Below are 24,400 nucleotides of genomic sequence, written 5' to 3'. Positions count from 1 at the left end.
GTTCTCAGCGCATGGTCACATCGTAGGGAATCTGTTTGAAGGTCACGCCTTCAGCGAACATGCGCGCCGGCCCTACGCGGGCCGTTTCGCCGTATACCACGAACGGCACAGGGTCCGGGCACAGCGCCCTCAGATGGGCCAGGATGGCGCTGGTCAGCACATTGCCCCCCGCTGGCCGCCGGTCGCCGAGGATGCCGTTGTAGAGCAGGAAGTAGGCCTTGCCCTCGTGCATCCCCAGGAAGGGACTGTCGAAGGCTTGTTGCCCTGGACTGCCGGTTTCCACGTGCCAGACATAGGCAGCCAGGGTCGGGAACTTCACCGCCGCATTGAGCCTGCCATCCTCATCAAAGGCCGGTTCGCCGAGGGTGAGAAAGGAGAAGCCGCCGCCGCCCTGCCAGCCGACTGTCTCGCTGATACCGCCCTGTTCCCCGGCAATCACCTTCTCCAGTCGGGGCACGCAGTGAGTGCGGGCGTGCTCGCCCATCTCGATGCCAATGTAGCGGCGCCCCATCTTGTGAGCAACCGCTGCGGTGGTGCCGGAGCCGAGGAAGGAGTCCAGAACGAGGTCGCCGGGGCTTGATGCTATATGGATAATTCGATTCAGCAAGGCTTCCGGCTTGGGTGTTTCGAATGCTGCCTTCTCGCCGAAAAGCTTCTCCATTTCTGAGCTGCCGTGCTGATTCAACCCTGTATCCGCCCAGATGGATGGTGCGCTCATCCCTTGTTTGGCTTCCGTTTTGAATAGCTTTCGCATTGGAGTCTTTGCCGTGCCCTTTGCTCCCCAGAAAAGGCGATTCTCAGCCTGGAGTCGGGCCATTTCGTCCCGATTGTGACGCCAACAAGTTCCTGTGCGAGGCCAGACTTCTTCACCAGTAAAGGGGTTGGTTACAGGGTAGTAAAGGCTTTCTACATATCGACCACCCTTGCCATTCGCAGTGGTATCTATCTTACGAAAGGGGCCGCGAGGGTCGGGACCGTTCGGCTCCGAAAAGACCTGATACTGGGCATCCGCCTTCTCGGTTCTTGGCATCAAGTTAAACTTCTCTTCGGCGAGGGTCTTCCTCGAATCAGATGGACGAGATTTCGCCCAAGCCAAAATATGGTCGTGAATAGAGCCAATTTTTCTGTCATTAGGAGGCCCATCGCGTTTCTGCCAAGCTACATCAAGTATGAAATTCTGGCGGCCAAAAACTTCATCCCCTAACACCTTCATGTAGTGCGCTTCATTGTCGTCCAAAGACACCCAGATACTTCCATCCTCGGCCAGCAAGTCACGTAGCAGCGCAAGGCGTGAGTACATCATGGACAGCCACTGGCTGTGTTCCAGCCGGTCGTCGTAGTGCTCGAACGCGCTCTGGGTGTTGTAGGGCGGGTCGATGAAGATGCACTTCACCCTTCCAGCGTAAAAAGGCAGCAGCGCCTTCAAGGCCAGCAGGTTATCGCCTTGAATCAGCAGGTTGTCGGCAGCGCTGGCCTCGTCCCCGTAGGTGGCTTGGCGCTTGAGCAGGTGATAAGGCACCTCGCGGGCGGTGTCCTTGGCGTGGTTCTTGTTGACCCAGTCGAGAAACGGCATGTGGCGTGCAGTCAGGCAGAAGGTACAAGGGCGTCATTGTAGCCCGGCTGCCACGTACAGCCCGGTCCCGCCACTCGCTCTATGGAGACAGCACCAGCCGTTCCCCATGACTGATTTTTTGAAGAAAGAATAACTGCGGCATCGGCCCCAAATAGCCGCGCCGCCGAGCTTCTTGGTACAGCGTCCATGACTGTTGGCGTACGCCATGGAAGCCGGGCTGCCGGGCGATACGCTCCAATGTTTCCACTACCGCCGCATGATGACGTCGGTTGAGCTGATAAGCCAACAGGGCATGCAGCTCAGCCATTTCCTGTCGGCTGCGTCGCCAAGTCCATGCCGTGCGCCCCCGAACAGAGTGGCGAACCAGTTCATACCCCAGCCAACTCAAGCGGGGCTTCTCCGCGACAGAACGAAGCGTTTCTTGCTCCAGCCCAGTTCCGTCCGTGGCGAGTAGCAGCCATTCTACGATTTCCGCGCCTTCCGGCCAGTACAGGACTAGAACGGCATTAGCTAGCCCTTGATTTTTTCGCCTGATACGTTGTGCGGGAGTGCAACCAATGCCATACAAAGCATCAAGTTTTCTCGCTAGAGCCTCAGCCTTGGAAGCCTTGACGGTTCCGTGAGTTTGGCGATAGTAGCCCTTAGGCACACAGTCGAGAATGCGAGCTAGGGCGGCGGACTTACTACGTGCAATCGGAGTGAAAGGGGGCATGATGGCTCAAGGTGGTGGTGATATTTTGTATAGCGTGCACCTTGGCGATTGCAGTGTGATTCGGTCTCGCGAAGCGAGACGTATTGATGTTCCATGCAAAGCATGGAAAAAAAACCCTATACGAGTTAGGTCAGCCATTGTTTGCAAGGGCAGGAGCCTCGGCGAAAGCCGCGGTGACCTCGCAAGCACGGCGGTCTGCTCAGTGAGTCTGCGCGCGACAACGTGAGGGCTCAGTGAGCAGACCGCCAACTGCAAACACACACGTCCGAAAGGGCATGAGGGGGCGCCACCCCCGCAGGTTCCAGGCCGCCAGCCTGGAATTGAGCAAACGCTGTAGCTGCATGCCTCTAATAGGGCTGGTGCGGCTGCGAAGGGCGCTGGATGGTGCAATTCCATCCCTCGACCCAATTTCGAAAATGAGGTTGGGCGACACGGAAACGGCGTCAGGCAGGAAATGGCCTGACGACCTGTTATCAAGTGAAAGTCGGTATGAAAGTCCGACTCGGGGGGCGTATCGCAAGAGCACAACCCGTACCGCACACGTAGGCTGATGAGCGTGTAGTGATGCACGAGGGCCGCAAGGGGAAACCTGGCGCGGCCGGCACCTCGAGAAATCGGGGGCCTCTGGATAGCTCAAGCGTGTAACGGCACCCCTTGAAGGGTGCTGTGCGGAGCAACGTAGGGCCATAGGCGTGAAGCCGTGGTTCGTAGTCGATGATGCACAACCTGAGTACCTGAGCCGCTTGAACATCGGGCGAGGGAAACCTACGGGGAGCCGAAAAGCTAGGGAAGTGCTGAGACAGTGGCGCTGCGTTGCGTATTAGCTGGTAACTAACGTGGGAACCTCTCTTCTTACCGTGTTGGGTGGCACCGCACGGGTTAATGGCAGAGAGGGGGAGACTGACTAAGTAGGGTTTGACTCATTGCGCGATACGACCGAAGCGCTTGGGGAGCCGCGATAGCGGCAGGACGGCTGGCACCGTGCTCCGAAAGGTTGGAGCGTTTGCGAAAGTGTGTGGTTGGGCTTGGCGGCCCGTTGTAGTGATGTGCTGGACTGCGCGCTTGGCGGCGTGCAGGACGACTTCAGACCGTGACCGGTCGGATAGCGGAAAAGGTACATATTTCATGGGCAAACATGCAAAATGGCTGGGTTTCGTACTCAATACCCGGTCCGACTTTCAAGCCACCTCGCTCTTGCGAGGTGGCTTTCCTACTCTAAGCGGCCGCTCGTACAGCGTCGACCAAATCTTTTGCGGTGGGATTGTAGTACCTCATTGCCATCTGCAACGTCCGCCACCCCATGACTTTTGCCAGTGTGGCTACCTGCATTTTCTTCGCGAGTCTAGATGCTGCTTCGTGACGGAGGTCGTGAAAGCACAGCCCCGTAATTTCGGCACGCTCGCAAGCTCGAGCGAATGCTGCGCCCAGTCCATTGGAGTCGTGGAATGTCGTTAGTCGCCCCCCGCGCAGCGGACGTGGTAACGAACGAATTGCAGTCTCTGCAGCCTCGGAGAGGGGAACGATGCGGCCGTCACCGTTCTTGGTCAAATCCAGCCGGACGATGCGATTGTGCAAGTCAATTTGCTCCCATGTCAGACCAACAATCTCTCCTCTGCGCATGCCTGTCTCGATAGCTAGAACGATGCATGCCTCCAAAGTGCGTGCGCGGCAGTCTCTGGCTGCTATCAAGAGGCGCTCTTCCTCATCTCCTATAAGCCGACGCTCTCGGCCTCTTGGCAGTTTGGGTTTGCGAATGTGCGTAATGGGGTTTTCAACAGGGATAGACCAGTCCCTGTATGTGACATTGAAAACAGCAGACATGAGGGACAGCTCTAGCTGAACTGTCTTGGGGCCGACTTCAGTAAGTCGCTCGTCGCGATACTGCGCGAAGTCAGCGCTACGCAAACTTGCAAGTGGGCGAAGGGCTAGCGCGTGGCGTTGCAACTGTCGGAGCCGGCAATCCTCTGCCTTCCAGCCGCGCTTGTCTGGCGTCACCTCGACCCGGTAGCGCTCCAGAATCTCACCGAAGGTCGTGCGTTCCGCTTCAGACCGGTCGATAAACAAGCCGCGACGCATCTCCGACTCGACAGTTGAAGCCCAGTCTTCGGCATCTCGCTTTGTTTCGAACGTACGGGTTTGGGTGGGGTAGCCCTTGCGGCGAACCTGGGCTTGGTACTGATACGCGCCGCGCTTGGTGATGCTAGCCATCTTCCTGCTCCAAGAGGTAGAGACAGGGTATAGCGTCGACTGCAGCAGATTTGCTGCAAAAACCCGACCGAGAAAGCACAAAGGCTTACTGCTAAGCAGTAAGCCTTTGATTTTATTGGTTGCGGGGGCAGGATTTGAACCTGCGACCTTCGGGTTATGAGCCCGACGAGCTGCCAGACTGCTCCACCCCGCGTCTGGAGAGGTCGAATAATAGACAAGTAATCGCAGTACGTCAAACTTTATTTGCAGTACACCAACAAAAAGCCTCTGCGGAGCCGGACAAGGGGGCCGGTTCCGCAGGGGCCTGCAAGGACGGAGGCTGCTTACTTGCCGCCGGTCGCCACTTCCTCGAGCTTGCTGAGGGAGACGTCGTTCTCCTTCACGCCCTTCGGGTTGGCCTTCATGTTGGAAGACCAGGTGGTGGAGTGGTTGCGCTTCACGTCGATGACGTGGCCGACCACTGGCATCACCGCCTTGTAGCCGTCGTCGCCGATGTCCGGGCGGTTCTGGAAGATCATGAACTTCCAAAACTCGCCCTTCTGGTCATACATCTCGCCAAGATAGGGGCGCGGGAAGTTCACTTCCATGTACACCACCTTCTTGCTGTAGGGGTGCTCCGGCGGCGGCGTGCCTTCCACCACATACACCTCGCGGGGCTCCCACTCGATGTGCTTGGCCGGGAAGTAGTACGGCGCCTCGGTCAGGCCGACGGACGGGAACTCCTCCGGCGTATCGCGCTTCTTGGCGTCCACGCTGACCAGCGGGCTGTGGGCGATGGCCAGCACCCAGCGCTTACCAACCAGCTTGTTGGCGCGGTACTTGGTCGGGAAGGCGTCCCAGATGTCCCAGTCGTCGTAGAGTTGATCGGTGCCGCCGATCGGATCCATCCATGCCCCGCCGGACAGGCGACGGGTACGCCGCACCGACTTCAGGTAGGCCCAGGTGTCGTCGGGCTTGGCGGAGGTCGGGTCGTTGTAGCGGATGGAGAAAGTGCCGAGGCCACGGATGTCCTGCGGGCTGGTGGCGAACAGGTAGGTCTTCTGGGCGATGCTGCCATCGCCTTCGCTGACCGGGCCGCCGTCCAGGCGGCCTTCCATGTAGTAGCGGCGGGACTGCCAGCGCTGCACGCGCTCGACGCCGGTGGCGCCGCTGATGAACACGAAGGAGATGTCGCGCAGGTCCATCGTTGCGCCGTAGGTGGCGGCACGCAGGTTCCAGATCACCTTGTCGCCGGCGGTCGGGTCATCGAGCTTGATGGTTTCCGGCGGGAAGGGCATGCCCGACTTCCAGCCGCTCATCGTGCGAGTGGCCGGGTCGAACTTGACGTTCTTCACGTTCTCCTTGGTGGCGCTGACGTATTTCGGGTCCATCTCGATCTTCTTCGAGTTGGCCAGCTTGATGGTCAGGCCGTGCTTCTTGATCATCGTTTCGAGCTTGTCCGGCACCATGCTGGCGATGGTCTTGCCTTCGAAGGTCTCGTTCTTGATCTTGTCGTAGTTGTCCTTGGTGATGACGAAGCCGGCCTGCAGTTCGCCCGCCTGCGCAAGGCCGACGAAGCTGGCGCCGAGGCCGATGGCCAGGGCCTGACAGGCAAACTTGCGGCGTGCCGGATTCACTTTTCTTGTTGCGTTCATCGTTTTGTCTCCTCTGTGGAACTTAGAACTGACGGGTCAAACGGAAGGTGAGCTGGCTGTTGTTGGCGAAGTAGCCAAACAACTGCACGCCGGGATTGGGGTCGAACAGGGCCTTGCTGGTGTGGCCGGACGTCCAGAAGATGTCGGCCTCGGCCTTGGCGCGCCATTTGTCGCCGAGGACCAGGTCGATGCTGGGAATCACGAAACCGCCGCCATGGCTGACGTCGACGCCGACCGCGATACCCGGGTTGATGGTGTCGCCCTTGTAGTTGAGTACCGTGAAGGCGGTCAGGATGGTGTTGTGCTCAGTGAGCGGCGCACCGTAGGCGAACAGGCGGACCAGGTCTTCCGAGGACTTGTGGTCACGGATCCAGGTGTCGAAGACCTGCACGGACGAGAAGGACGGCCGGTTGGTACCGAGCAGGCTCTCGAAGTGCAGGTTCTTGTCGGCCCGCAGCATCGTCGTCACGGTGTCCTTCAGCTTGATCCCGCCCAGGCCCAGGCCCGCCGCCGCACCGAGGGTCGGATCGGTGAGCCCGCCGGTCCCCACGTTGAAGGGCTGGTCCTTGGTGTAGGCGACTTCCGCGCTGAAGACGGTGTCGAAGGTCGCCGAGTAGCCGCTGACGGTGGCACCGAAGACGTCGATCTTCGGATGGATCAGGTCGAACAGCGGCCCGGTCGGCACTTTCTTCCACGGCGCATAGACCGAGTTGGCCACCGGGTCGGCGGCATAGGTCTTCACGTAGGCCAGCGAGTAGTTGAGGGAGCCGGCCTCCCCAGACCAGCGGATGCCGCCCGTCCAGTCGTCCTTGTTGCCTTCCGGGTGCTTGCAGTCGTTGTTGGTCACCGCCGACAGGTCGAAGCCCCGGTAGGGCTGGAAGAACCAGCGTCCGCCGCGGATATCGTAGGTGTTGCCGATGTCCTTGCAGCGGTCCAGGCCTGGCCGCAGGTAGGCGTGGATCTGGCCGGCAGCTTCCGGCACATCGAGCTTCACGCTGGCCAGCCACAGAGGCTTGCGCCACTCCTCGTTCTCCCCTTCGAAGAACAGGCGCCAGCTCATGTCATAGCCGTGCACCACGTCCATCGCGTGGAAGAAGTCCGACTCGCCCCACACGATCTGCTGCTTGCCGATGCGGAAGGTGGCCCGCTCGCCGGCCTTGAACTCGCCCCAGAACTCGCGCAAGTCGCCGTTGTTGTAGTTGTCGAGGATGCTCGAATGGTCGCCGCCGGTGGTGCCGTTGATCTTGCGCAGTTCCTCCAGATCGCGCAGGTACGGGGTCATCGCTTCGCGATCCACCCGCGCCACCGCCTTCCACTTGATCGGCCCGGTGGCCGCGTCCGCGTCAAGCAGCAGCGAGCCGCGCAGCATCGACAGCTTGCCCTTGTCGTTGCCCTTGGTTTCCGGGATGTCCTGCAGGTTGAACGCCGCCCAGCCGCGCACATAACCGCCGATGTGGAAATAGTTGCCATCCTGATCGGCCGCCGCGTCCTCGGCATGGGCCGGCAGATAGGCCGATCCCAGGCCGAGGGCCGCGCTGACGACGAGCGCCAGCCTTCTGTTTGCCTTCATGTGTCACCTCCGCTTCTGTTGTTGTGGACAAGACTTGCCCCGCCCCCAGGCGCGGCTGCGCCGGGGGATGGAGACGGGTACGACGGAAAAATCAGACGGCCTGGATCGGCTCGGGCTCGACCGCCCGCTCGATGGGATGGCGCTTGGAGCCGACGATGAACTCCGGCCGGAAGACGTAGACCATCGCCGGCATCAGGAACAGCGCAGAGGCCGCCGAGATGAACAGCCAGATGGCGATCAGCACGCCCATGTCGGCCTGCAGGCGCAGGGACGAGAAGCTCCACAGCACGACGCTGGTCACCAGGGTCAGCGCGGTGATCAGCACGCCCTTGCCGGAAGTCGCGATGGACTTGACGATGGCGCGGCCGACGTCCTTGTGGTGGTGCAGTTCCTCGCGGATGCCATCGACGATGTAGAAGCTGTAGTCGACACCAAGGCCGATGCCCAGCGCCACCACCGGCAGGGTGTTGATGTTCATGCCGATGCCCTTCCAGGCCATGTAGCTGAAGGTCAGCGTGTTGGACAGCAGCACCGGCACCATGAAGAACATGCCGGCCACCGTGGAACGGTAGGTGAACATGCAGCACGCCACCAGCACCAGCAGGGCAAAGGCGATGGACTCGATCTGCCCGGCGAGGATCACCTCATTGACCGCCGCCAGCACCCCGACCAGGCCACCGGCCAGCAGGAACTCCGCATCCTCCAGCTTGTGGGCCGCCACGTACTCCTTCACACGGGCAATCGCAGTGCGGATCGTCTCGCCCTGATGGTCGCGGAAGAACAGGGTCACCGCGCCGTTCTTGGCCTGCGGGTCGGCAAAACGGTCCATGTCGCCGGGGTCGGCACCGGAGACGAACATGTACACCAGCTCGCCGTTCTCGTCGGCGCTACCGCCCAGTTCCTGGTAGCGGGCATTGCCCTCGCGCACCACCCGCTTAACCGCCGGCAGGATGTCGGCCAGCGAGATGCTGCCGCCGACCTCGGGCTGGGCCTCCATGTATTTCTGGAAGCGCTCCATGCCCTCCAGCACGCTCGGCTCCTTCAGCGCGCCCTCCTTCTTGCCCTCCACCACCACGAACATGCGGTCGGAACCCTGGAACTTCTGGTTGATCGCCGTCGCATCCTTGTTGTAGGTGGAATCAGGCCACAGGATCGGCGAGCCCGGGTTGGCATCGCCGACCTTCAGCTTGAAGGCGTACAGGCCGGACACCACGAACAGCGCCGTCGCACCGATCACCACCGCGAAGCGCAGCTTCGAGGTGACGATGGCCGCGCACAGTCCGAGGATCTTCTGCAGCAGCGGATAGACGTTGACCGGATGGGCGTAGCGCTTGCGCACCCCGCACCAGGACAGCAGCACTGGCGTGAGCACCATCGCGCTGAGCATGATCGACAGGATCCACACCGTACCGATGTAAGAGATCTTCTCCAGCATCGGGATCGGCGTCAGCGCCACCACCAGCACACAGCCGGCGTCGGCGACGATGGCCAGCATGCCCGGCTTGAAAAGGTTGAGCAGCGCCGCCCGCGCCGCCGCACCCGCCGAAGTGGCTCCCGCCGCCACCTCGTCATCGAAGCGCGACACCAGCTGCACCGAGTTGGAGATGGCCTGGGCGGTGATCAGAAAGGCCACCACAATGACCAGCGGATCCAGGTGGAAGTGCATCAGCTTGGCGGCACCGAGGGCCCAAATCGCGCTGACCAGGCCGGTGATCAGCGGCAACAGGGTGCCGTGCCAGGTGCGCGTGATCAGCAGCAGCAGAACCACCAACGCACCGACGGTGACCATGAAGATCTGCAGCGTCTCGCCCAGGTAGTGATTGACGAGGCCATACAGGATCGGCTCGCCGACCACCCGCACCAGCACCCCGTCGCCACGCGCCGCATCGGCGATCTCCTCGAACTGCTTGTAGGCCTTCACATAATCCACCGCGCCGTCGGTGAAGTCGGCGGTGATCAGCGTGGCCCGCATGTCGATGGACACATAGGGCCCATACACCAGCGGGTTGTTGAGCACCGCCTCGCGCAGCGTGGCGATCTCGCCAGCGTCCTTGGGCAGGCCCGGCCACATCAGCGGCCGCGACTCGATGCCCTCGGTGGAGGCGCGGACCTCCTTCATCTTCTTGGAGGCCAGCGAGGCGATCTGGTAGGTATCGACCCCCTCCACCTTCTGCAGCGCCTGGGTGATCTGCTGGACCTTCTTCAGCACCGTCATGTTGAACACATCACCCTGCTCCACCTCCAGCATGATGCTGACCATGTTGGAGCCACCGAAGGTCTGCTTGAAGCGGTTGTTCACCTCCACATAGGGATGGTTGCGGGGCAGCAGGTCGCTGAAGACCGTCTTCACTTCGATCTGCGCAGCCAGGTAGCCCATCACGCAGGTGAAGCCGATGATGGCCGACACCACCATCACCCGGTATTGCAGGACCAGATCGATCAGGCGCGCCAGCGCCCTGAACGTCGCGTTTTTCATTCCTGTTTCCTTGTCTTGGGTTTGGACGCGTCAGTCGCGGCCGAGGATGCGCAGCTCGTCCTTGTGCAGCAGCGCCAGGTTGGCGCCCGCCAGCACGTAGTCGTCGGCGACCTTGACGATCTGGGTGTGCCAGGACAGGTCCTGGTCGGAGATACGGCCCGCCTTCCAGTTGTCGGCCTCGGGGCCGGCGCTCACGCGGATGCCCTTGTCCCCCACCGCGACCCAGCCGGCGCCATCCCAGATCACGCAGTTGAGGTGCTCGCGGGTCAAGGGCGGGACGTCCTTCCAGCTCGCGCCGCCGTCGCTGGTGACCAGCACCGTGCCGGCCAGCCCCACCGCCACCCCGTGCAGGGCATCGCGGAAGCTCACCGACATCAGGCTGGACTTCACCGGGCTCTGCACCGGCGCCCAGGTCTGCCCACCATCGGTGGTGCGCAGGATCTGGCCGAATTCGCCGACCAACCAGCCGGCCTGACCGATGAAAGCGATGTCGTTCCAGGCCTGGTCCTTCTCCTCCAGCGCGCGGGTCCAGGTTGCGCCGTAGTCAGTGGTCTTGAGCACCGCCCCCAGCTCACCAACGGCCCATGCCACCCCGTCCGCGTAGGTGTGCACCTGCAGCAGCTTGTTGGCGACCTCCGAATGGGGCACCTTGACCTCTTTCCAGGTCTTGCCGCCATCCGCCGTCACCACCACCAGGCCGCGGTTGCCGACCGCCACCGCGCGTTGCGCGTCCCACGCCGAGATCGATTGCAGGTGGGACACCACCGGGCTGTCCTGCACGCCCCAGGTCGTGCCGCCGTCCTCGCTGCGGACGATCTTGCCGTTGGAGCCGGCCGCCCATAGCGTTGCCCCTCCCGGAGCCACCACCCCGTAGAAGGCATCGCGCCGCTCCAGCGGACGGGCCTTCAGCTCGCCGGTGGTGGGCTCCGCCTTCACGAAGAAGGCCGCGTAGAGCAGGCCGCCGATGATCACCACGGGCAGGGATGAGGTTCCCACCGCGCCGACCATCCGGGCCCCCTTGCCGAGTTTGTTGATGGCCTTAAGCATGCCCGCCCCCCGAGCCCAAATGCCCGCGGGCACAACGACAGGAAAGATGTGTCTCCATGGTGTCTCCATTCCCATTTCTTGGATTTGTGGATTTGATTTCGGAGGACGCCCCGCATGCAGCCGCGCTGGCGCGTTTATTGTCGAAATTAAGCTCGTACGATGGCCGCAAGCGCCGTCTTATATCCGTCCGATTGCACCCCAAACTCCACCGGTCAATCGAACGCCTCCTTGAAAGGGAATTAGCAACTACGATGCCAAAAAGAAAAACAATAATTAATCCATTAAATTCATCGCCTTAAAAACACCAATCAGCGAATACCCAATTTGCGGCGTAGCAGCAAAGCGAATGACAGCGTCCGAGAATGCGTCGCCCCATCGAACGACTGTCGGACGAATCGGAAAAGACGGGTTTCATTTGAATACGGATCCATCGCCCGGCGGGGACAAATTCCCCTTTGAGGAAACTGCCCGGCGGGGGCGAATTCATTCGCCTCCGGCTTTCTTATTGCCCGCGAAGGGCGAATGAATTCGCCCCCACAAGGGGCACAGGAGACACAGAGGGAAATGACCCACGCCGAGCAAGGAAAGACGGCAGCCCTGGCCCCACCCAGCCGCAGCCAGCCCCCTGCTCAGAGGAGGCCGGCGTGCTCGACGAGGTAATGGGCGCCGCCAATGGAGAGGATGCCGGCGGTGATCAGAGCGCTCTGTTCCAGCGTGGCGCTGAGGCGGGTGCGCCGGTGCAGGCCCGGCATCAGGCCGGCCCCGGCCACGTAGAGCATGCTCGCGCAGGCCAGCGCAAGGAGAACCGGCACCGCGCCGCTCAGGGACGGCAGTGCCAGATGGGCCAGCAGCGCACCCGCCGCCATCGCCAGGCTGGACAGGAGGTTGAAGGCCAGGGCCCGACGGCGGCTGTAGCCGGCATGCAGCAGCACCACGAAATCGCCGAGCTCCTGCGGAATCTCGTGGGCGATGATGGCTGCCGCGGTGATCAAGCCAAGGGGCGGACTTTCGGCGAAAGCCGCGGCGATCACCAGGCCATCGACGAAATTGTGGAAGCTGTCGCCGAGCATCACCAGCATGCCGCTGCGCCGATGTCCGTCGTCGCCCTGCCCTTCCCCCGCATCACCGTGCGCCGCGTGGGGAGCGAGCCACAGCACCAGCCTCTCGAGCAGGAAGAACAGCAGCACACCACCCAGCACCAGCGTGCTGGTCTGCCCGGCATCGCCGGACGCCTCCAGCGCATGGGGCAGGATCTCCAGGAAGGCCGCGCCGAGCAGGGCTCCGACCGCGTAGCTGATCAGGCGCGCCAGCAGGCGCGGACCGAAACGCGTTGCCACGATCGCCGCCGCCCCCACGGACAGCAGGCCACCGGCCAGGCAGGTCAGCATGCACAGGGCAAAGGGCGTCATGCGGGCAGCTTTCGGGTTTCTGAATAGGGACCGCGGGGAACCTGTGGGGGCGAATTTATTCGCCCGCGGAGATCGTTCACGGCATGAAGGGCGAATGAATTCGCCCCCACAAGGGAGGTTCCCCCCACGAGAGGGAGGATCAGGAAAATCCGCGAGAAACAAAAAAGCGGGGGATGGACCGCCGGACGATCCATCCCCCGTCAAGGCTAGGCCCGGAGGCGGGCCAAGCTTTCCAGGACAAACTCGGGTCGCTGGCTCTCGGGAATCTCGACAAAGTAGAACTGCCCCGCCGCCAGGGCCGGCAGCGCCGCCCCCTCCCACAGGGGCTGGCTGACATCCACGCCGGTGGACACCGGCATGGCGGCCTGGAAGGCCGACGACAGCACCGCGTCGAACTCCGCCAGCACCGGCGATTCGGCCACCGCCGCCCCTCGCGGACGCAGGGCCAGGGACCAGCGGTAGTGGTGGGCCACGTTGATCAGCGGACGGTAGCGCTCCAGGTCCGTCTCGCCCAGCGTCGCATCATCCGGGTGCTCTTCCAGCAGCACCCCGCCCACCGGGCTGGCCGACACGGCGCGCAGCAGGTCCGCCATGTACATCGCGGCGTCCTCGATGCCATCCGGGTCCAGCTCCACGTCGCTGCGCCCAGCCAGCTGGTTGGCATGCAGCAGCCAGTGCTTGGGTGACGGCATGGCCAGCACCAGTGGGGTCTGGCCCCGCAGGTTGGCGATCACCGCCTCCACCACTTCGGCCAGCAGCTGGCGCGGCTCGTCCTGCTCCAGCAGCTTGCGCAGCGGATAGGAGAGGCGCCGCTTCGCGCCCAGCTCGGCGCGCACCTCGGGATGGCGCACCAGCCAGGCATCGAAGAGCTCACCGACTTCCACCACGGCCACGTCGGGACGCAACAGGCCCTGGGCCTGGGAAAAATAGGCCAGGAACTGGGCGGCCCCCTGCCACGGGTCGCCCCCTTCCCCCAGCAGCAGCCGGCGGGTATAGGCCGAAGCCTTCAACCACACCTTGAGGCCGCTGCCACCCTTGCCGGGCAGGCTGTCGGCGAGGCTCTGGCTCATTGCTTTTCACCTCCCATGGCGCCCAGGGCGACGAGACGGCTTTCCAGTTCGGCGATGCGCACGTCCTTCGGATGGGGCATGTAGTTGGGACGCGGGCTGTTGGCATCGCGGAACTTGTCGGGGCTGCCCATGTAGAGCTTGCTCACGTCGTCGCCCCAGCAGCCGAAGTAGGCCAGGTGGGACGGCGGGGTCGGCTTGTTCCAGGTCTTGATGAACTCGGCGTACGGCACCCCACGGGCGATCCGCGCCTTGCGCTCGGCGTCGCGGGCGGCGGCGGTGGCCTCGTGGTTGATGGCCAGCGTCGTGGGGTCGAACTTGACCTTGTAGAGCCGCTCGGCCACGCCCGGGGACATCAGGCCTTCCTCGATGTCGCGGATCACGCCGGCCGGATCGCGCTCCAGCAGGTCGCCATAACCGGCCCCCGCGCCCTGGGAGATCATGAACAGCTCGCCGCGCTTGGAGATCTCGAAGCCCATGCCCATGTGGTGGGTGGTGTAGCTGGCGCCCTCGAAGGGTTGCTCGTTCATGATCTCCTCGATGGAGTGCTTGAACTTCTCCGGCTCGTTCATCAGCACGTCGTACACATCCACGCCCTTGACCTTGCACAGCGGGTAGGAGCCACAGGCGTAGCCGCCGAACAGGCCCTGCAGCGGCGGGAACTTGGCGCCCTGGCAGACCGTCATGAAGCCCCACTGCTCGCTGTCCTTGGTGGCCACCATCATGGTGTAGCCCTGGCCTCCGCGGTACTTGCCCGGGGCGATGGCGTCGCGGGTCATCTTCTTGGAGACGAGTTGCAGGAAGGGCACTTCCTCCTCGTTGAGCTCCTGCTCGCCGATGTCCGCCATCGTCGCGAAGATCGGCGCCAGCGCATGCTCGCCGTCCCGATCCACGGTGGCGCCGGCGCCCATGCCGTTCAAGTCGGCACACAGGTTGCCGAGCGTCTCGCCGTGCTGGCTGACCCCACCCCAGATGAAGGTGTTGATCATGTTGAAGGTCGGCGCGTGGACCTTGGTGTACTTCTCGGGGCAGCTGTACAGGAACTTGGCGACGGCGTGCTGGCCGGCGGTGAAGCCGGTGAAGATCGACATCAGGCTCTGGGAGTTCGGCGCGTCGTAGGAGCAATTGACGATCGAGTGCGGATCGGTGATCACCTCGATCGGCGCAAAGGCCGCCTGGCCGCGCGGCAGATCCGGCCACACGTAGCACAGGAAGACCTGCGCCAGCATGCCCTTGAGGCCGGCCACGATGGTGTTGGTGGCGCGGTTGGTGAATTCCGGGCTGGAGCCGCGGAAGTCGAAGATCAGCCGGTCGCCGGTCTTGGTGAGCTGGCAGTTGATCTTCACCACGCAGTTCTCGCGCAGCGTCGAGTCCTGGATGATGTAGGTCCGCACGGTCATGTCGGGCCATTCGCTGACGCGGCGCTTCACCTCGGCACGCACGTTTTCCATGGTGGTGCGCAGCGTGGAGATCAGCGCCGCGGGGCCGTCGGTGTGCAGCGTCTCCTCGATGCGCTGCTTGATGCGCAAGCAGGCGAACAGCTTGACCTTCATGTCCTCGTATTGCAGCTTGGGCTCGCGCACCGAGTTCTGCAGGAAGGTCAGGATGTCGCGCTTGATCTGGTAGTTCTCGACCACCTTGAACGGACACATCTTGAGGCCTTCGTCGCAGGGGCTCTCGGCCATCGACGGCATGCCGCCCGGCTCGATGGCGCCGTTCTCGCCCTCATGCACCGTGGAGGCCACCCAGCACACCAGCTTCCCTTCGTGGAAGATCGGCAGGATCATCGACTGGTCGGTGTTGTGCACGTTGCCGTAGCGGGAGTCGTTGTGGATGAAGCCGTCGCCTTCCTTCACGCCCACCGTCGGGTCATTCACCCAGTTCTTGATGATGAACTTGATCGGATGGTGCACCAGCGCCGAGAAGATCAGCACCCCACCGGCACTGGCGATGGCCAGGTCGCCCGAGGCGGAATACACCCCGGTGATTACGTCGCCCCACTTGGCGCCGGGAGCGGCGCCCATCTGCTCGACCATCTCGTAGCCTTCGTCGCAACCGGCCTGGATGCGGTCGCGGATCTTGGCGATGGTATGGGCGTCGCCCACCTTGCGCATGCATTCGTCCTCGACCTCGGTGCGCGGCATCAGGTCGTGGTTCTGCATGATCTCCGGGTCGGGGCCCAGGAACAGGGTGGTGTCGTTGAGGAACTTCTTGATCAGCGCCACTTCCTCGGGGCTGGGCACCTTGGCCGCAACCGGCGTATTCATTTCGCTCATTTTCAATCCTGTCGTCTAGTTAGCTTGGATCGGATCCACGCGGCGCTCAGGCACGCAGGAACCAGGAGGCGCCCTGCTTGGCGGCGACGAAGTTCCAGCCCGGATTCACCAGGAAGGTGGTCACTTCCGAGGCGATGATCGCGGGGCCGGGGATCTGCACGCCCGGCTCGATGGCGGCGCGGCTCCACACCGGGGTCTCGAAGGAACCTTCGTGGCCGACGAAGTAGCACTTGCGGGTGCCGCTCGGAGCCGGCGGATTCCGGCGCTGCTCGGCGGGCACCGGCTTGATGTCCTCGAACTGGACGGTCTCGTGGCGCACGTAGGCGGCCACGCGGATGGTGTTGATGCGGATGCCCGCCTCCGGCGCCTGGGAGCCTTCGCCGAAGCGCTTGCCGTAGTCGTTGGAGAACTGGGAGATCATCGCCAGCACGTCGCCGGGTCCATGCAGTTCGTGCTTCGGGATCACAGCGGTGGTCTGCACCAGCTGGTTGCCGTAGCGCATGTCCAGCTCCAGGTTGTGGCAGATGTCTTCCTTGGCGATGCCCTGGCGCAGCAGATCCTGGGTGCCCTGCTCCTTCAGCTCGGCGACGATGCGGTTGAAGCGCGCGTAGTCGTCGAAGATGTGCCGGGTGTTGGAGTCGTACAGCACCATGTACAGCGACTGCTCGTGGATGTGCAGCTGGTGCATGTTGCCGGCGCCGACCGCCGAGAACACCGAGCTGAGCGGAGGCGCCAGGATCTTGTCGATGGCCAGGTTCTGGGCGATGCCGCAGCAGTGCAGCGGGCCGTTGCCGCCGTAGGCCAGCATCGTGAAGTCCTTGGGGTCGTAGCCACGGGCCCGCAACTCGGTGAACAAGCCGTTGGCCATGTTGTCGTCCACCTTCTCGCGGATCAGCAGCGCGGCCTCGACCACCGAGCAGTCCAGGTCGTCGCACAGGGCATCCTCGATGGCCGCCGAGGCACGCCGCGGATTGAGCGGAATCGAGCCGCCAGCGTAGTTCTTCGGGTCCAGGTAGCCGAGGATCAGGTCGGCGTCGGTCACCGTCGGCTTCATGCCACCGCGGTCGTAGCAGGCCGGGCCAGGGTCTGAGCCGGCCGATTCGGGGCCGCACTTAACGGTGTCGTACATGCGGTCATAGCTGGCCACCGAGCCGCCGCCGGCACCCAGCGTGACCAGGTGCACCATCGGCACCGACACCAGCCAGCGGTCGATCACCGGGTTGAAGTCGTAGTGCTTGATGCCGCCTTCCACGACGATACCGATGTCGTAGCTGGTACCACCCATATCGGTGGCCACCACGTTGCCGAGGCCGGCCTGCATGGCCAGGTGCTCGGATGCGCCGATGCCGGACACCGGACCGGAGTGGATGGTCTGCAGCGCGTCGGTGGAGTTGAGCTGGGCCATGCCGCCGGAGTTGTGGATGACCAGCATCGGCTTCTCGTAGCGGTGGGCGCGCAGGTTCTGCTCCAGCGCCGACAGGGCGTGGTACATCGTGGAGTGCAGATAGCCGTCGACGATCGCCGAGGTGGCCCGCACGTACTCGCCCTTCCGCCCCGCCACCTGGTGGGACAGGATCACCGGGATCGCGCCGAGCAGGTGGGACGGGTATTCCTCGAGCAGGATCTCCTCGATGCGCTGCTCGTGCTCAGGATTGACCACCGCGTTGACCAGCGCCACGACGATGATTTCGGCGCCCTTGTCCACCAGGGTGCGGATCTGGGTGCGCACATCATCCTCGTCCAGCGGCATCACCAGCTTGCCCTGGAAATCGACGCGCTCACGCACGCCACAGATCATGTGCGGCAGCACCAGCGGGTCGGGACGCTGGGCGTTGGGCATGTCCTGCTGGCCCAGGTTGTCCAGGCCTTCGCCGTAGCCACGGGCGCGGCTCAGGGGCACGGTGGCCTCAAAGCCGGCGGTCACCAGCATGCCGATCTTCGGCCCCTTGTGCTCGATCAGCGCATTGGTGCCGAGGGTGGTGGCGTAGCGCACCGAGTCCACCGCCGACAGGATGCGCTCCAGGTCCAGATCCAGGACGTGGCAGGCCTTGCCGAGGGCCTCGTTGAAGCCGAGCGCCAGGTTGTGATGGGTGGTCAGGGCCTTGGCTTCGATGTACTTGCCATCCCAGACCACGAAACAATCGGTGAAGGTGCCACCGATATCGACTGATACGCGCCTCATGCTATCTCCTCAATTTTGTCGTACTGGCGCCCAGGGCCTCGCTGCTCGTGCAGGGGCGGACGCCGGCAAATTCCCAGGGGGTTCCGCTCAGTGCCCGTGGCCCTTGTCGGCGGTGACGGCGGGGCCGACCACGGCGTCCTTCAGCTCATCGCGCTTGGCCCACTGGGCGCGCAGCGCGGGCAGGTCAGGCTGCATGTCGTGGAGGGGCGGATGGCCGGGCACGGCGTATTCGGTCTCCACCTGAGTGCCGCAATGGGGGCAGTAGTACTCGAGGATGCGCACCCATTCCGGATCGGGGCTGAAGGTGAAGCGGTACTTTTCCGGATCGATGATGGGCGGATGGATCTCGCGCGGGTCGCGGTTGTGGACCAGCATCCCTTCCTTGTAGCTCTTGTTCGCCGTGCCGATCACGTGATCGCAGACGCGGCATTCCCACTGCTCGGCATCCAGGTCGAGGCGCAGGTATTCGGTCATCGGTACTTTCATTTCTTTCAGCCCTTTCTGTTGAGCAGGATGTCGCCCGCGTCGCTGATGACGAAGCTCCAGCCATCGAGCACCCGGCAGGTGAAGTAGTCTTCTTCGAGGATCGCTGGACCCGCGGCGTGGTCGCCCGGCTTGAGCTGGGAGAGGCGGTAGACCGGCACATCGATGCGCCCCTGGCCGCGGGTCAGCACGTTGCGGGTGCCGTCGGCCTGGGCCGGTTCGCCTTCAACGAAGCTGGCGCGCTTGCCGGCATCGCTGCGCAGCGGCTTGACGGCACGCAGTTCCAGCTCGACGGACTTGGCCCTGGCCAGCTCGGCCGGGAAGGCGTTGCCGTCGCCAAGCGGTACGATCAGGTCGGCAGCGCAATCCACCTCGCCCACCAGCCAGGCTTCCACCTGGTACTCGCCGGCGCCGAAGCCTTCGGCGAACATGTCACGGGAAGCCTTCAACTCGAGGCTCTTGCGGGCCGCCGCGATGGCCTGTTCGCTACGCTCCTCGAGGACCACTGCATAGCGCTGGGAGATGTCGCAGGCGCCGATACCGAAGGCGCTGAAGACTGCCGCCAGCTTGGGCACCGCAACCCGGTCGATGCCTGCCTTCTCCGCCACGCCGCAGGCGTTGAGCGGGCCGGCGCCGCCGAAGGCGAGCATCACGGTGTCCTTGGAGATCTTGGTGAAGCGGTGCAGCTCGACCGCGATCTTGTCCTCGTAGGCGTGCTCCATCTGCAGCAGCGCATCGTCGAGGCTGATGCCCAGCGGCTGGGCGATGGACAGGCTGACTGCCGTCGCCGCGCGGTCCAGATCGAGGCCCATGCCGCCACCAAAGAAGGACTTGGGATCGAAAAGACCGGACAGCAGGCTGGCGTCGGTGATGGTGGCTTCCTTGCCGCCGCGGCCGAAGCAGGCCGGGCCCGGCACGGCACCGACGCTCTCGGGGCCGATCACGATGCGCTTGTTGACCACCGTGAATATGGAGCTGCCGCCAGCACCAGCACTCATGATCTCGCACAGCGGGAAGGACACGCTGATGCCTTCCACGTGGCCGCGCTGCACCTCGGCGACCTTGCCTTCGAGGCACTGGCCGATGTCGGTGGTGGTGCCGCCGACGTCGATGGCCACCACGTCCGGCATGTTGTAGAGCTTGGCGAAGGTCTTCATGCCCTCCATGCCGCCGCGCGGGCCGGAGCTGTAGGTCTTGATCGCCACGGTCTTGGCCACGCGGGACGCATCGCCGTCGTTGCGGAAGATCAGCAGCGGGTTCTTGGTGCGGTAGTCGCGCAGGCGGTTTTCCGCGTTGAACAGGAAAGCCTCCATCGCCGGGTGCAGGAAGGAGTTGATCAGCGCGGTCCAGCTGCGGCGGACCACGTCCCGGTCGGTGGTCAGGTCGCTGCCGTAGAGCACCGGCACGGCGCCCAGCAGGTGGCGCGGATACTTGCGCAGCACGACCTTCTTGAAGCGGGTTTCCAGGTCCAGGAAGTCGGCGCCGCCGAAACTCACCACCAGGCGGTTGGCACCGGCCGCGGTGAGCTGGTTGATCGCCTTGACGACCTCAATGTCGGCATCGGGGCCGGTCACCGCCGCGGTGTCGAGGAAGACCACCCGGTCGCCGACCAGGGCTTCATAGACTTCCGGGTCGTGCTCGGCCAGGCGTACCGGCAGGTCGCGGGTCTTGGCGTCGATGATCAACCCCAGGCGCGGCCCCTTACGTTCGCAGATGGCGTTGGTGCCCTGGGTGGTGGAATAGCGGATGAGGTCCACTTCTTCCAGAAGGCGAGCCACGTTCTGCTCGCCGTAGATCACCGCCGACGCTTTCTGCAGCCCTTCGAAGAAGCATTTGCTCAGGTCGTAGGGCGTGGTCAACACCTTCGTCTTTTTGACGACGTCGTCCATCATGATGCAGATATCGGTGAGCGTCCCACCGTTATCAATGTTGATTTGCAATGCCATACCGCATTACCTCCTGCCATCCTCTTGTGGATTGAAACCGTTCCCTATCGCTAAAAAGGAAACCGTGGTCGTGTGGACCCCAGGCATTTATTTTTCGCGCACCGGAGCGCTTTCTTCTTTTCCGGCAACGAACCTGGACTTTCCACAAATAGATATGGCAAGCGGCGTGCCAAGGCGAAAATAAAAATCAAATCGTTGATTTTTAAAACAAAAAACAAATTCAACAAAAAACCAAGAACCAACCCCGTTTTCTTTGCGGATAAGCCGTCCGTTTTCCGGTTGAATTAATGCAACGCAACATCGAACGACCGGACACAAGAAGACGCCCCCTGTTCCTCCTCCCTGTTGGGGCGAATTCATTCGCCCGCGGAGATTGATCACCCGCAGAGGGCGAATGAATTCGCCCCAACAGAAATCACCCACAGAAATCCTCCGCGGGAACCTATCCACCCCGAAAATGAAAAAGGCCCGGTATTTCCGCCCCTTCGACGGAAATACCGGGCCTTGTTGCGCCGCCGGGCGGCGGCGGTCAGAGGCGGTAGTTGCGCAAATCGTCCACCAGGCTTTCAAGCCCGAAACGCTTCAGCTTCACATACACCGTGCTCTTGGCGATGCCGAGTTCCCGCGCCACGGCAGTCATGTTGCCGCGACAGCCCTTGATCGCCCGCAGGATGGCGTCGCGCTCGGCGTTCTCCAGACAGGTCAGGTCACGGCTGTCGCCACCGGGGAGATCTGTTCCTAGCGCCGGCGCGCTGCCGAGCGAGGCTCGCAGGTCCGGCGGCAGGTCCGCCTCGGTGAGCACCGCCTCCTGGGAGGTCAGCAGCATGCTCTCCATTACGTTGCGGAATTCGCGGATGTTGCCCGGCCAGGCGTACTGCTGGAGCTGTTCGATGGCGCCCCGCGACAGGCGACGCGGCGCAAGACCATGCTGGCGTGCCAGCCGCTCGAGGTAGTGCTCGCCAAGCAAGGGAATGTCAGCCGCCCGATCACGCAGGGACGGGATGTTGATGCTGGTCACCGCCACCCGGTAGAACAGATCCATGCGGAAGCGCCCGGCCTGGATCTCCTTGCGCAAATCCCGGTTGGTTGCCGCGATCAGGCGGAAATTGACCTTGCGCGGCTTGTTCTCGCCGAGGCGATACACCTCCCCCTCCTCCAGCACCCGCAGAAAGTGGGGCTGCAGGTCGATGGGCATTTCGCCGATCTCGTCGAGGAACAGGGTGCCCCCGTCGGCCGCCTCGATCTTGCCGATCATGCCGCCGCGGCGGGCGCCAGTGAATGCGCCCTCGGTATAGCCGAACAGCTCGCTGGTCAGCAGTTCGCGGGAGAAGCCGCCGCAGTTGAGGGCCACGAAAGGCGCATCCTTGGTTGCCCCAAACTCGTGGATGCAGCGCGCAAAGACGTCCTTGCCGACGCCGGTCTCACCGAGCAGCAGCACCGGCACGCGGGACTTGGCCAGCTGCTGGGCCCGTCCGAGTGCCTGCATCAGCGCCGACGACTCGCCGACCACGCGCTCGAAGGCGCCTTCCTTCTCGGAGGCCATCTCGCCCCCGTACACCGAGCTCACGATCCGCCCACCGGCCGAACTGAAGGCACGGCGGCTCGGCAAGGTCAGCACCGCGCCGATCTGCTCTCCCCCCTCGAGCACCGGCTCCAGCCACTCCTGGCGCATCCATTCGGGCATTTCATCGGGCAGGCGCTTGCCCTTCTTCCAGGCCAGGGACAGGGACGCCAGTCCGTCCGGCGCCACCGCACCTTCGCCGAGGCCCATGTCCGCCATGACGGCGGATGCGCGGCTGTTGGCCTTGATAGCCCGGCCACGCCGGTCGAAGACGATGATGCCGTCCGCCGAACTGCTCGACAGGCGCTCCACGCACTGCTCCAGCAGGCGATAACGGACCCCAAGTTCGATCTTGGCCAGGCGGTTCTCGATGCGCCCGGCAGTGGCGACCACCAGGGCCAGGCTGTGCCGGCTGTACGAGGCTCCGAGCCCGGAGACGTCCACGACGCCGAGGATCGTGCCATCGTAGGGATCGCGGATCACCGTGGCCGAACAGGACCAGCGCTTGATGCCCGCACAGTAATGCTCGGCCGAATGGATCTGCACCGGCTGGCCCACCTCCAGCGCCGTACCAATGGCATTGGTGCCACAAGCCAGCTCGCTCCAGTTGGCGCCGGACAGCAGATGTACGTTTTCCGCCGCGCCGCGCGTGGACATGTCGCCTTCGAGATTGAGGATCGTGCCGCTCTGGTCGGTAAGGACCATCACGGTGCCGGTCTCGGACAGGAAATCCCGCGCCGAAGCCATCACCGGCGCGCTGGCGGTAAGCAGTTCACCGCACTCGTCGCGCAGGGAATGCAGGGAATGCTCGGCCAGCGGCTCCGGCGCCCGATGGCGTTCAGGATCGACGCTGGCGCCATGACAGCGCCGCCAGGAATCGTCGATCAGCCGCCGCAGTGCGTCGGATCCGGTTTCGTCGCCGCTGAGAAAGCGCTCCCAGGACGTCATGATGCGGCCGTCGTTTTCCGGAACGGAAAACATCTGGCCGGATGAAACTGTGGCAGCCATGCCCACCCTCCTTTATGTGTGTCCGACCGTGTCGCCGATGGAGTCCATCCTGGCGCACGATTCTGTGTATTTCTCCCCGGTCGCGCGGCTCACTGTCCGCTTGTCCGCTCTCCGGGGAGCTCTGCTTTGGAGCCGACCGACGACGCGTGTCCCTGCGCATCGCCACGAGGCTCAGTCGGTGCAACCCGCCTCAATTCTATTGTGGCTGAGGGGAAGCACGCTAAACACTCGATATCCGGACATAGCAGTCTTTGTGCCACCACCCGCAGAACCGCATATTGCCCGTATCGGGCATACAGCGAGCGCCGAAGCGTCCGCTTTCCGGACACCCGACCGTCCGGAAAACGGACGCCCGATCAGGAACGTCCGCGGACGAATGAATTAGCCCCCACAGGATCATGGCTGCTTATTTCCGGACGAATTCGATCGCCCCGGAAAATCATCAGCACCCGTAGGGGCGAATGCATTCGCCCCTCACATGAAGTAAGGAAAAAAACGGGGGCTTCCAGACAAAGAGGATTCCGAGGAGAGGGAGAGAGAGAAGGATTCCTCGCTGGATACCGCATTGCCCCCAAAAAAGCCCGGTGCCCGCCATCACGGGCTGGCCGGTTACTGCAACGCCACCAGAAAATCCGCTTCGGTATTGGCCCGCACGTCCTCCAGCGAGGTATCCGGCGCCAGATCCACCAGGATCAGGCCGTCCGGCCCCACCTCGAACACACACAGGTCGGTCACGATCATGTTCACCACGCCACTGCCGGTCAGCGGCAGCGAGCATTCGCGGACGATCTTCGCTTCGCCCTTGGCGGTATGCTCCATGATCACCACCACGCGGCCGACGCCGGCCACCAGGTCCATCGCCCCGCCGATGCCCTTGATCATCTTGCCGGGCACCGCCCAATTGGCGAGATCACCCTTCTCCGACACCTGCAGCGCGCCGAGCATCGACAACTGGATGTGACCACCGCGGATCATCCCGAAGGACGCCGCGCTGTCGAAGAAACTGGTCGTCGGCAGCGTCGTGATGGTCTGCTTGCCGGCATTGATGAGGTCGGCATCCTCCTCCCCTTCCCACGGGAAAGGGCCCATCCCGAGCATGCCGTTCTCGCTCTGCAGCTGGATCGACATGCCTGGCGGCACATGGTTGGCCACCAGGGTCGGAATACCAATACCGAGGTTCACGTAATAGCCGTCACGCAGCTCGCGGGCGGCCCGTGCCGCCATTTGGTCCCGAGTCCAGGGCATGGC

General features: G+C 63.3%; 16 protein-coding genes and 1 tRNA gene. All 17 read right to left on the bottom strand.

Annotated features, from left to right (window positions below):
- Positions 1 to 4: 4 nt before the first annotated feature.
- Positions 5 to 1,573, bottom strand: a complete 1,569-nt coding sequence (locus tag ACE3RX_RS12085) for a site-specific DNA-methyltransferase (RefSeq protein ID WP_374483757.1) — start codon at positions 1,571 to 1,573, stop codon at positions 5 to 7.
- Positions 1,574 to 1,652: 79 nt separating this feature from the next.
- On the bottom strand, positions 1,653 to 1,880 hold the full coding sequence (locus ACE3RX_RS12080; RefSeq protein WP_374483755.1) for a hypothetical protein: 228 nt from the start codon (positions 1,878 to 1,880) through the stop codon (positions 1,653 to 1,655).
- 1,620 nt (positions 1,881 to 3,500) lie between these two features.
- Complete coding sequence (locus tag ACE3RX_RS12075; RefSeq protein ID WP_374483753.1) at positions 3,501 to 4,493, bottom strand: tyrosine-type recombinase/integrase; 993 nt, start codon at positions 4,491 to 4,493, stop codon at positions 3,501 to 3,503.
- A gap of 116 nt (positions 4,494 to 4,609) precedes the next feature.
- Positions 4,610 to 4,686: transfer RNA gene (locus ACE3RX_RS12070), tRNA-Met, on the bottom strand.
- A gap of 130 nt (positions 4,687 to 4,816) precedes the next feature.
- Positions 4,817 to 6,127, bottom strand: coding sequence for a DUF1329 domain-containing protein (locus ACE3RX_RS12065; protein ID WP_374483751.1), 1,311 nt, complete (start codon positions 6,125 to 6,127; stop codon positions 4,817 to 4,819).
- 22 nt (positions 6,128 to 6,149) lie between these two features.
- Complete coding sequence (locus ACE3RX_RS12060; RefSeq protein ID WP_374483749.1) at positions 6,150 to 7,697, bottom strand: DUF1302 family protein; 1,548 nt, start codon at positions 7,695 to 7,697, stop codon at positions 6,150 to 6,152.
- A gap of 91 nt (positions 7,698 to 7,788) precedes the next feature.
- A complete protein-coding gene (locus ACE3RX_RS12055; RefSeq protein WP_374483747.1) occupies positions 7,789 to 10,173 on the bottom strand; it encodes an RND family transporter in 2,385 nt (794 codons plus the stop codon).
- Positions 10,174 to 10,203: 30 nt separating this feature from the next.
- Positions 10,204 to 11,220 (bottom strand): WD40/YVTN/BNR-like repeat-containing protein, encoded by a 1,017-nt coding sequence (locus tag ACE3RX_RS12050; RefSeq protein WP_374483745.1) that lies wholly within the window; start codon positions 11,218 to 11,220, stop codon positions 10,204 to 10,206.
- A 629-nt stretch (positions 11,221 to 11,849) separates the two neighbouring features.
- Positions 11,850 to 12,629: a ZIP family metal transporter gene (locus ACE3RX_RS12045; protein WP_374483743.1), complete on the bottom strand. Its 780-nt coding sequence runs from the start codon at positions 12,627 to 12,629 to the stop codon at positions 11,850 to 11,852.
- Between the two features lie 206 nt (positions 12,630 to 12,835).
- A complete protein-coding gene (locus ACE3RX_RS12040) occupies positions 12,836 to 13,699 on the bottom strand; it encodes a hypothetical protein (protein WP_374483741.1) in 864 nt (287 codons plus the stop codon).
- On the bottom strand, positions 13,696 to 15,972 hold the full coding sequence (locus tag ACE3RX_RS12035; RefSeq protein ID WP_374483739.1) for a hydantoinase B/oxoprolinase family protein: 2,277 nt from the start codon (positions 15,970 to 15,972) through the stop codon (positions 13,696 to 13,698). Before ACE3RX_RS12035 ends, ACE3RX_RS12040 begins: the two co-directional genes overlap by 4 nt.
- A 46-nt stretch (positions 15,973 to 16,018) precedes the next feature.
- The gene (locus tag ACE3RX_RS12030; RefSeq protein ID WP_374483737.1) at positions 16,019 to 18,154 is read right to left on the bottom strand and encodes a hydantoinase/oxoprolinase family protein; all 2,136 of its coding nucleotides are present in this window, start codon (positions 18,152 to 18,154) and stop codon (positions 16,019 to 16,021) included.
- A gap of 87 nt (positions 18,155 to 18,241) precedes the next feature.
- A complete protein-coding gene (locus ACE3RX_RS12025; protein WP_374483735.1) occupies positions 18,242 to 18,628 on the bottom strand; it encodes an acetone carboxylase subunit gamma in 387 nt (128 codons plus the stop codon).
- Positions 18,629 to 18,645: 17 nt separating this feature from the next.
- On the bottom strand, positions 18,646 to 20,583 hold the full coding sequence (locus ACE3RX_RS12020; protein WP_374483733.1) for a hydantoinase/oxoprolinase family protein: 1,938 nt from the start codon (positions 20,581 to 20,583) through the stop codon (positions 18,646 to 18,648).
- Between the two features lie 87 nt (positions 20,584 to 20,670).
- Complete coding sequence (locus tag ACE3RX_RS12015) at positions 20,671 to 20,943, bottom strand: hypothetical protein (protein WP_374483731.1); 273 nt, start codon at positions 20,941 to 20,943, stop codon at positions 20,671 to 20,673.
- Positions 20,944 to 21,112: 169 nt separating this feature from the next.
- Positions 21,113 to 23,152 carry a sigma-54-dependent Fis family transcriptional regulator gene (locus tag ACE3RX_RS12010; RefSeq protein WP_374483729.1) on the bottom strand — a complete coding sequence of 680 codons (2,040 nt, stop codon included), beginning with the start codon at positions 23,150 to 23,152 and terminating at the stop codon, positions 21,113 to 21,115.
- A 609-nt stretch (positions 23,153 to 23,761) separates the two neighbouring features.
- A complete protein-coding gene (locus ACE3RX_RS12005) occupies positions 23,762 to 24,397 on the bottom strand; it encodes a CoA transferase subunit B (protein WP_374483727.1) in 636 nt (211 codons plus the stop codon).
- Positions 24,398 to 24,400 lie beyond the last annotated feature (3 nt).

Source organism: Zoogloea sp. (assembly GCF_041914405.1).
Taxonomy (GTDB): Bacteria; Pseudomonadota; Gammaproteobacteria; order Burkholderiales; family Rhodocyclaceae; genus Zoogloea.
The sequence above is the reverse complement of the archived record's forward strand: the minus strand, read 5'-3'. Positions and strand labels throughout refer to the sequence as shown.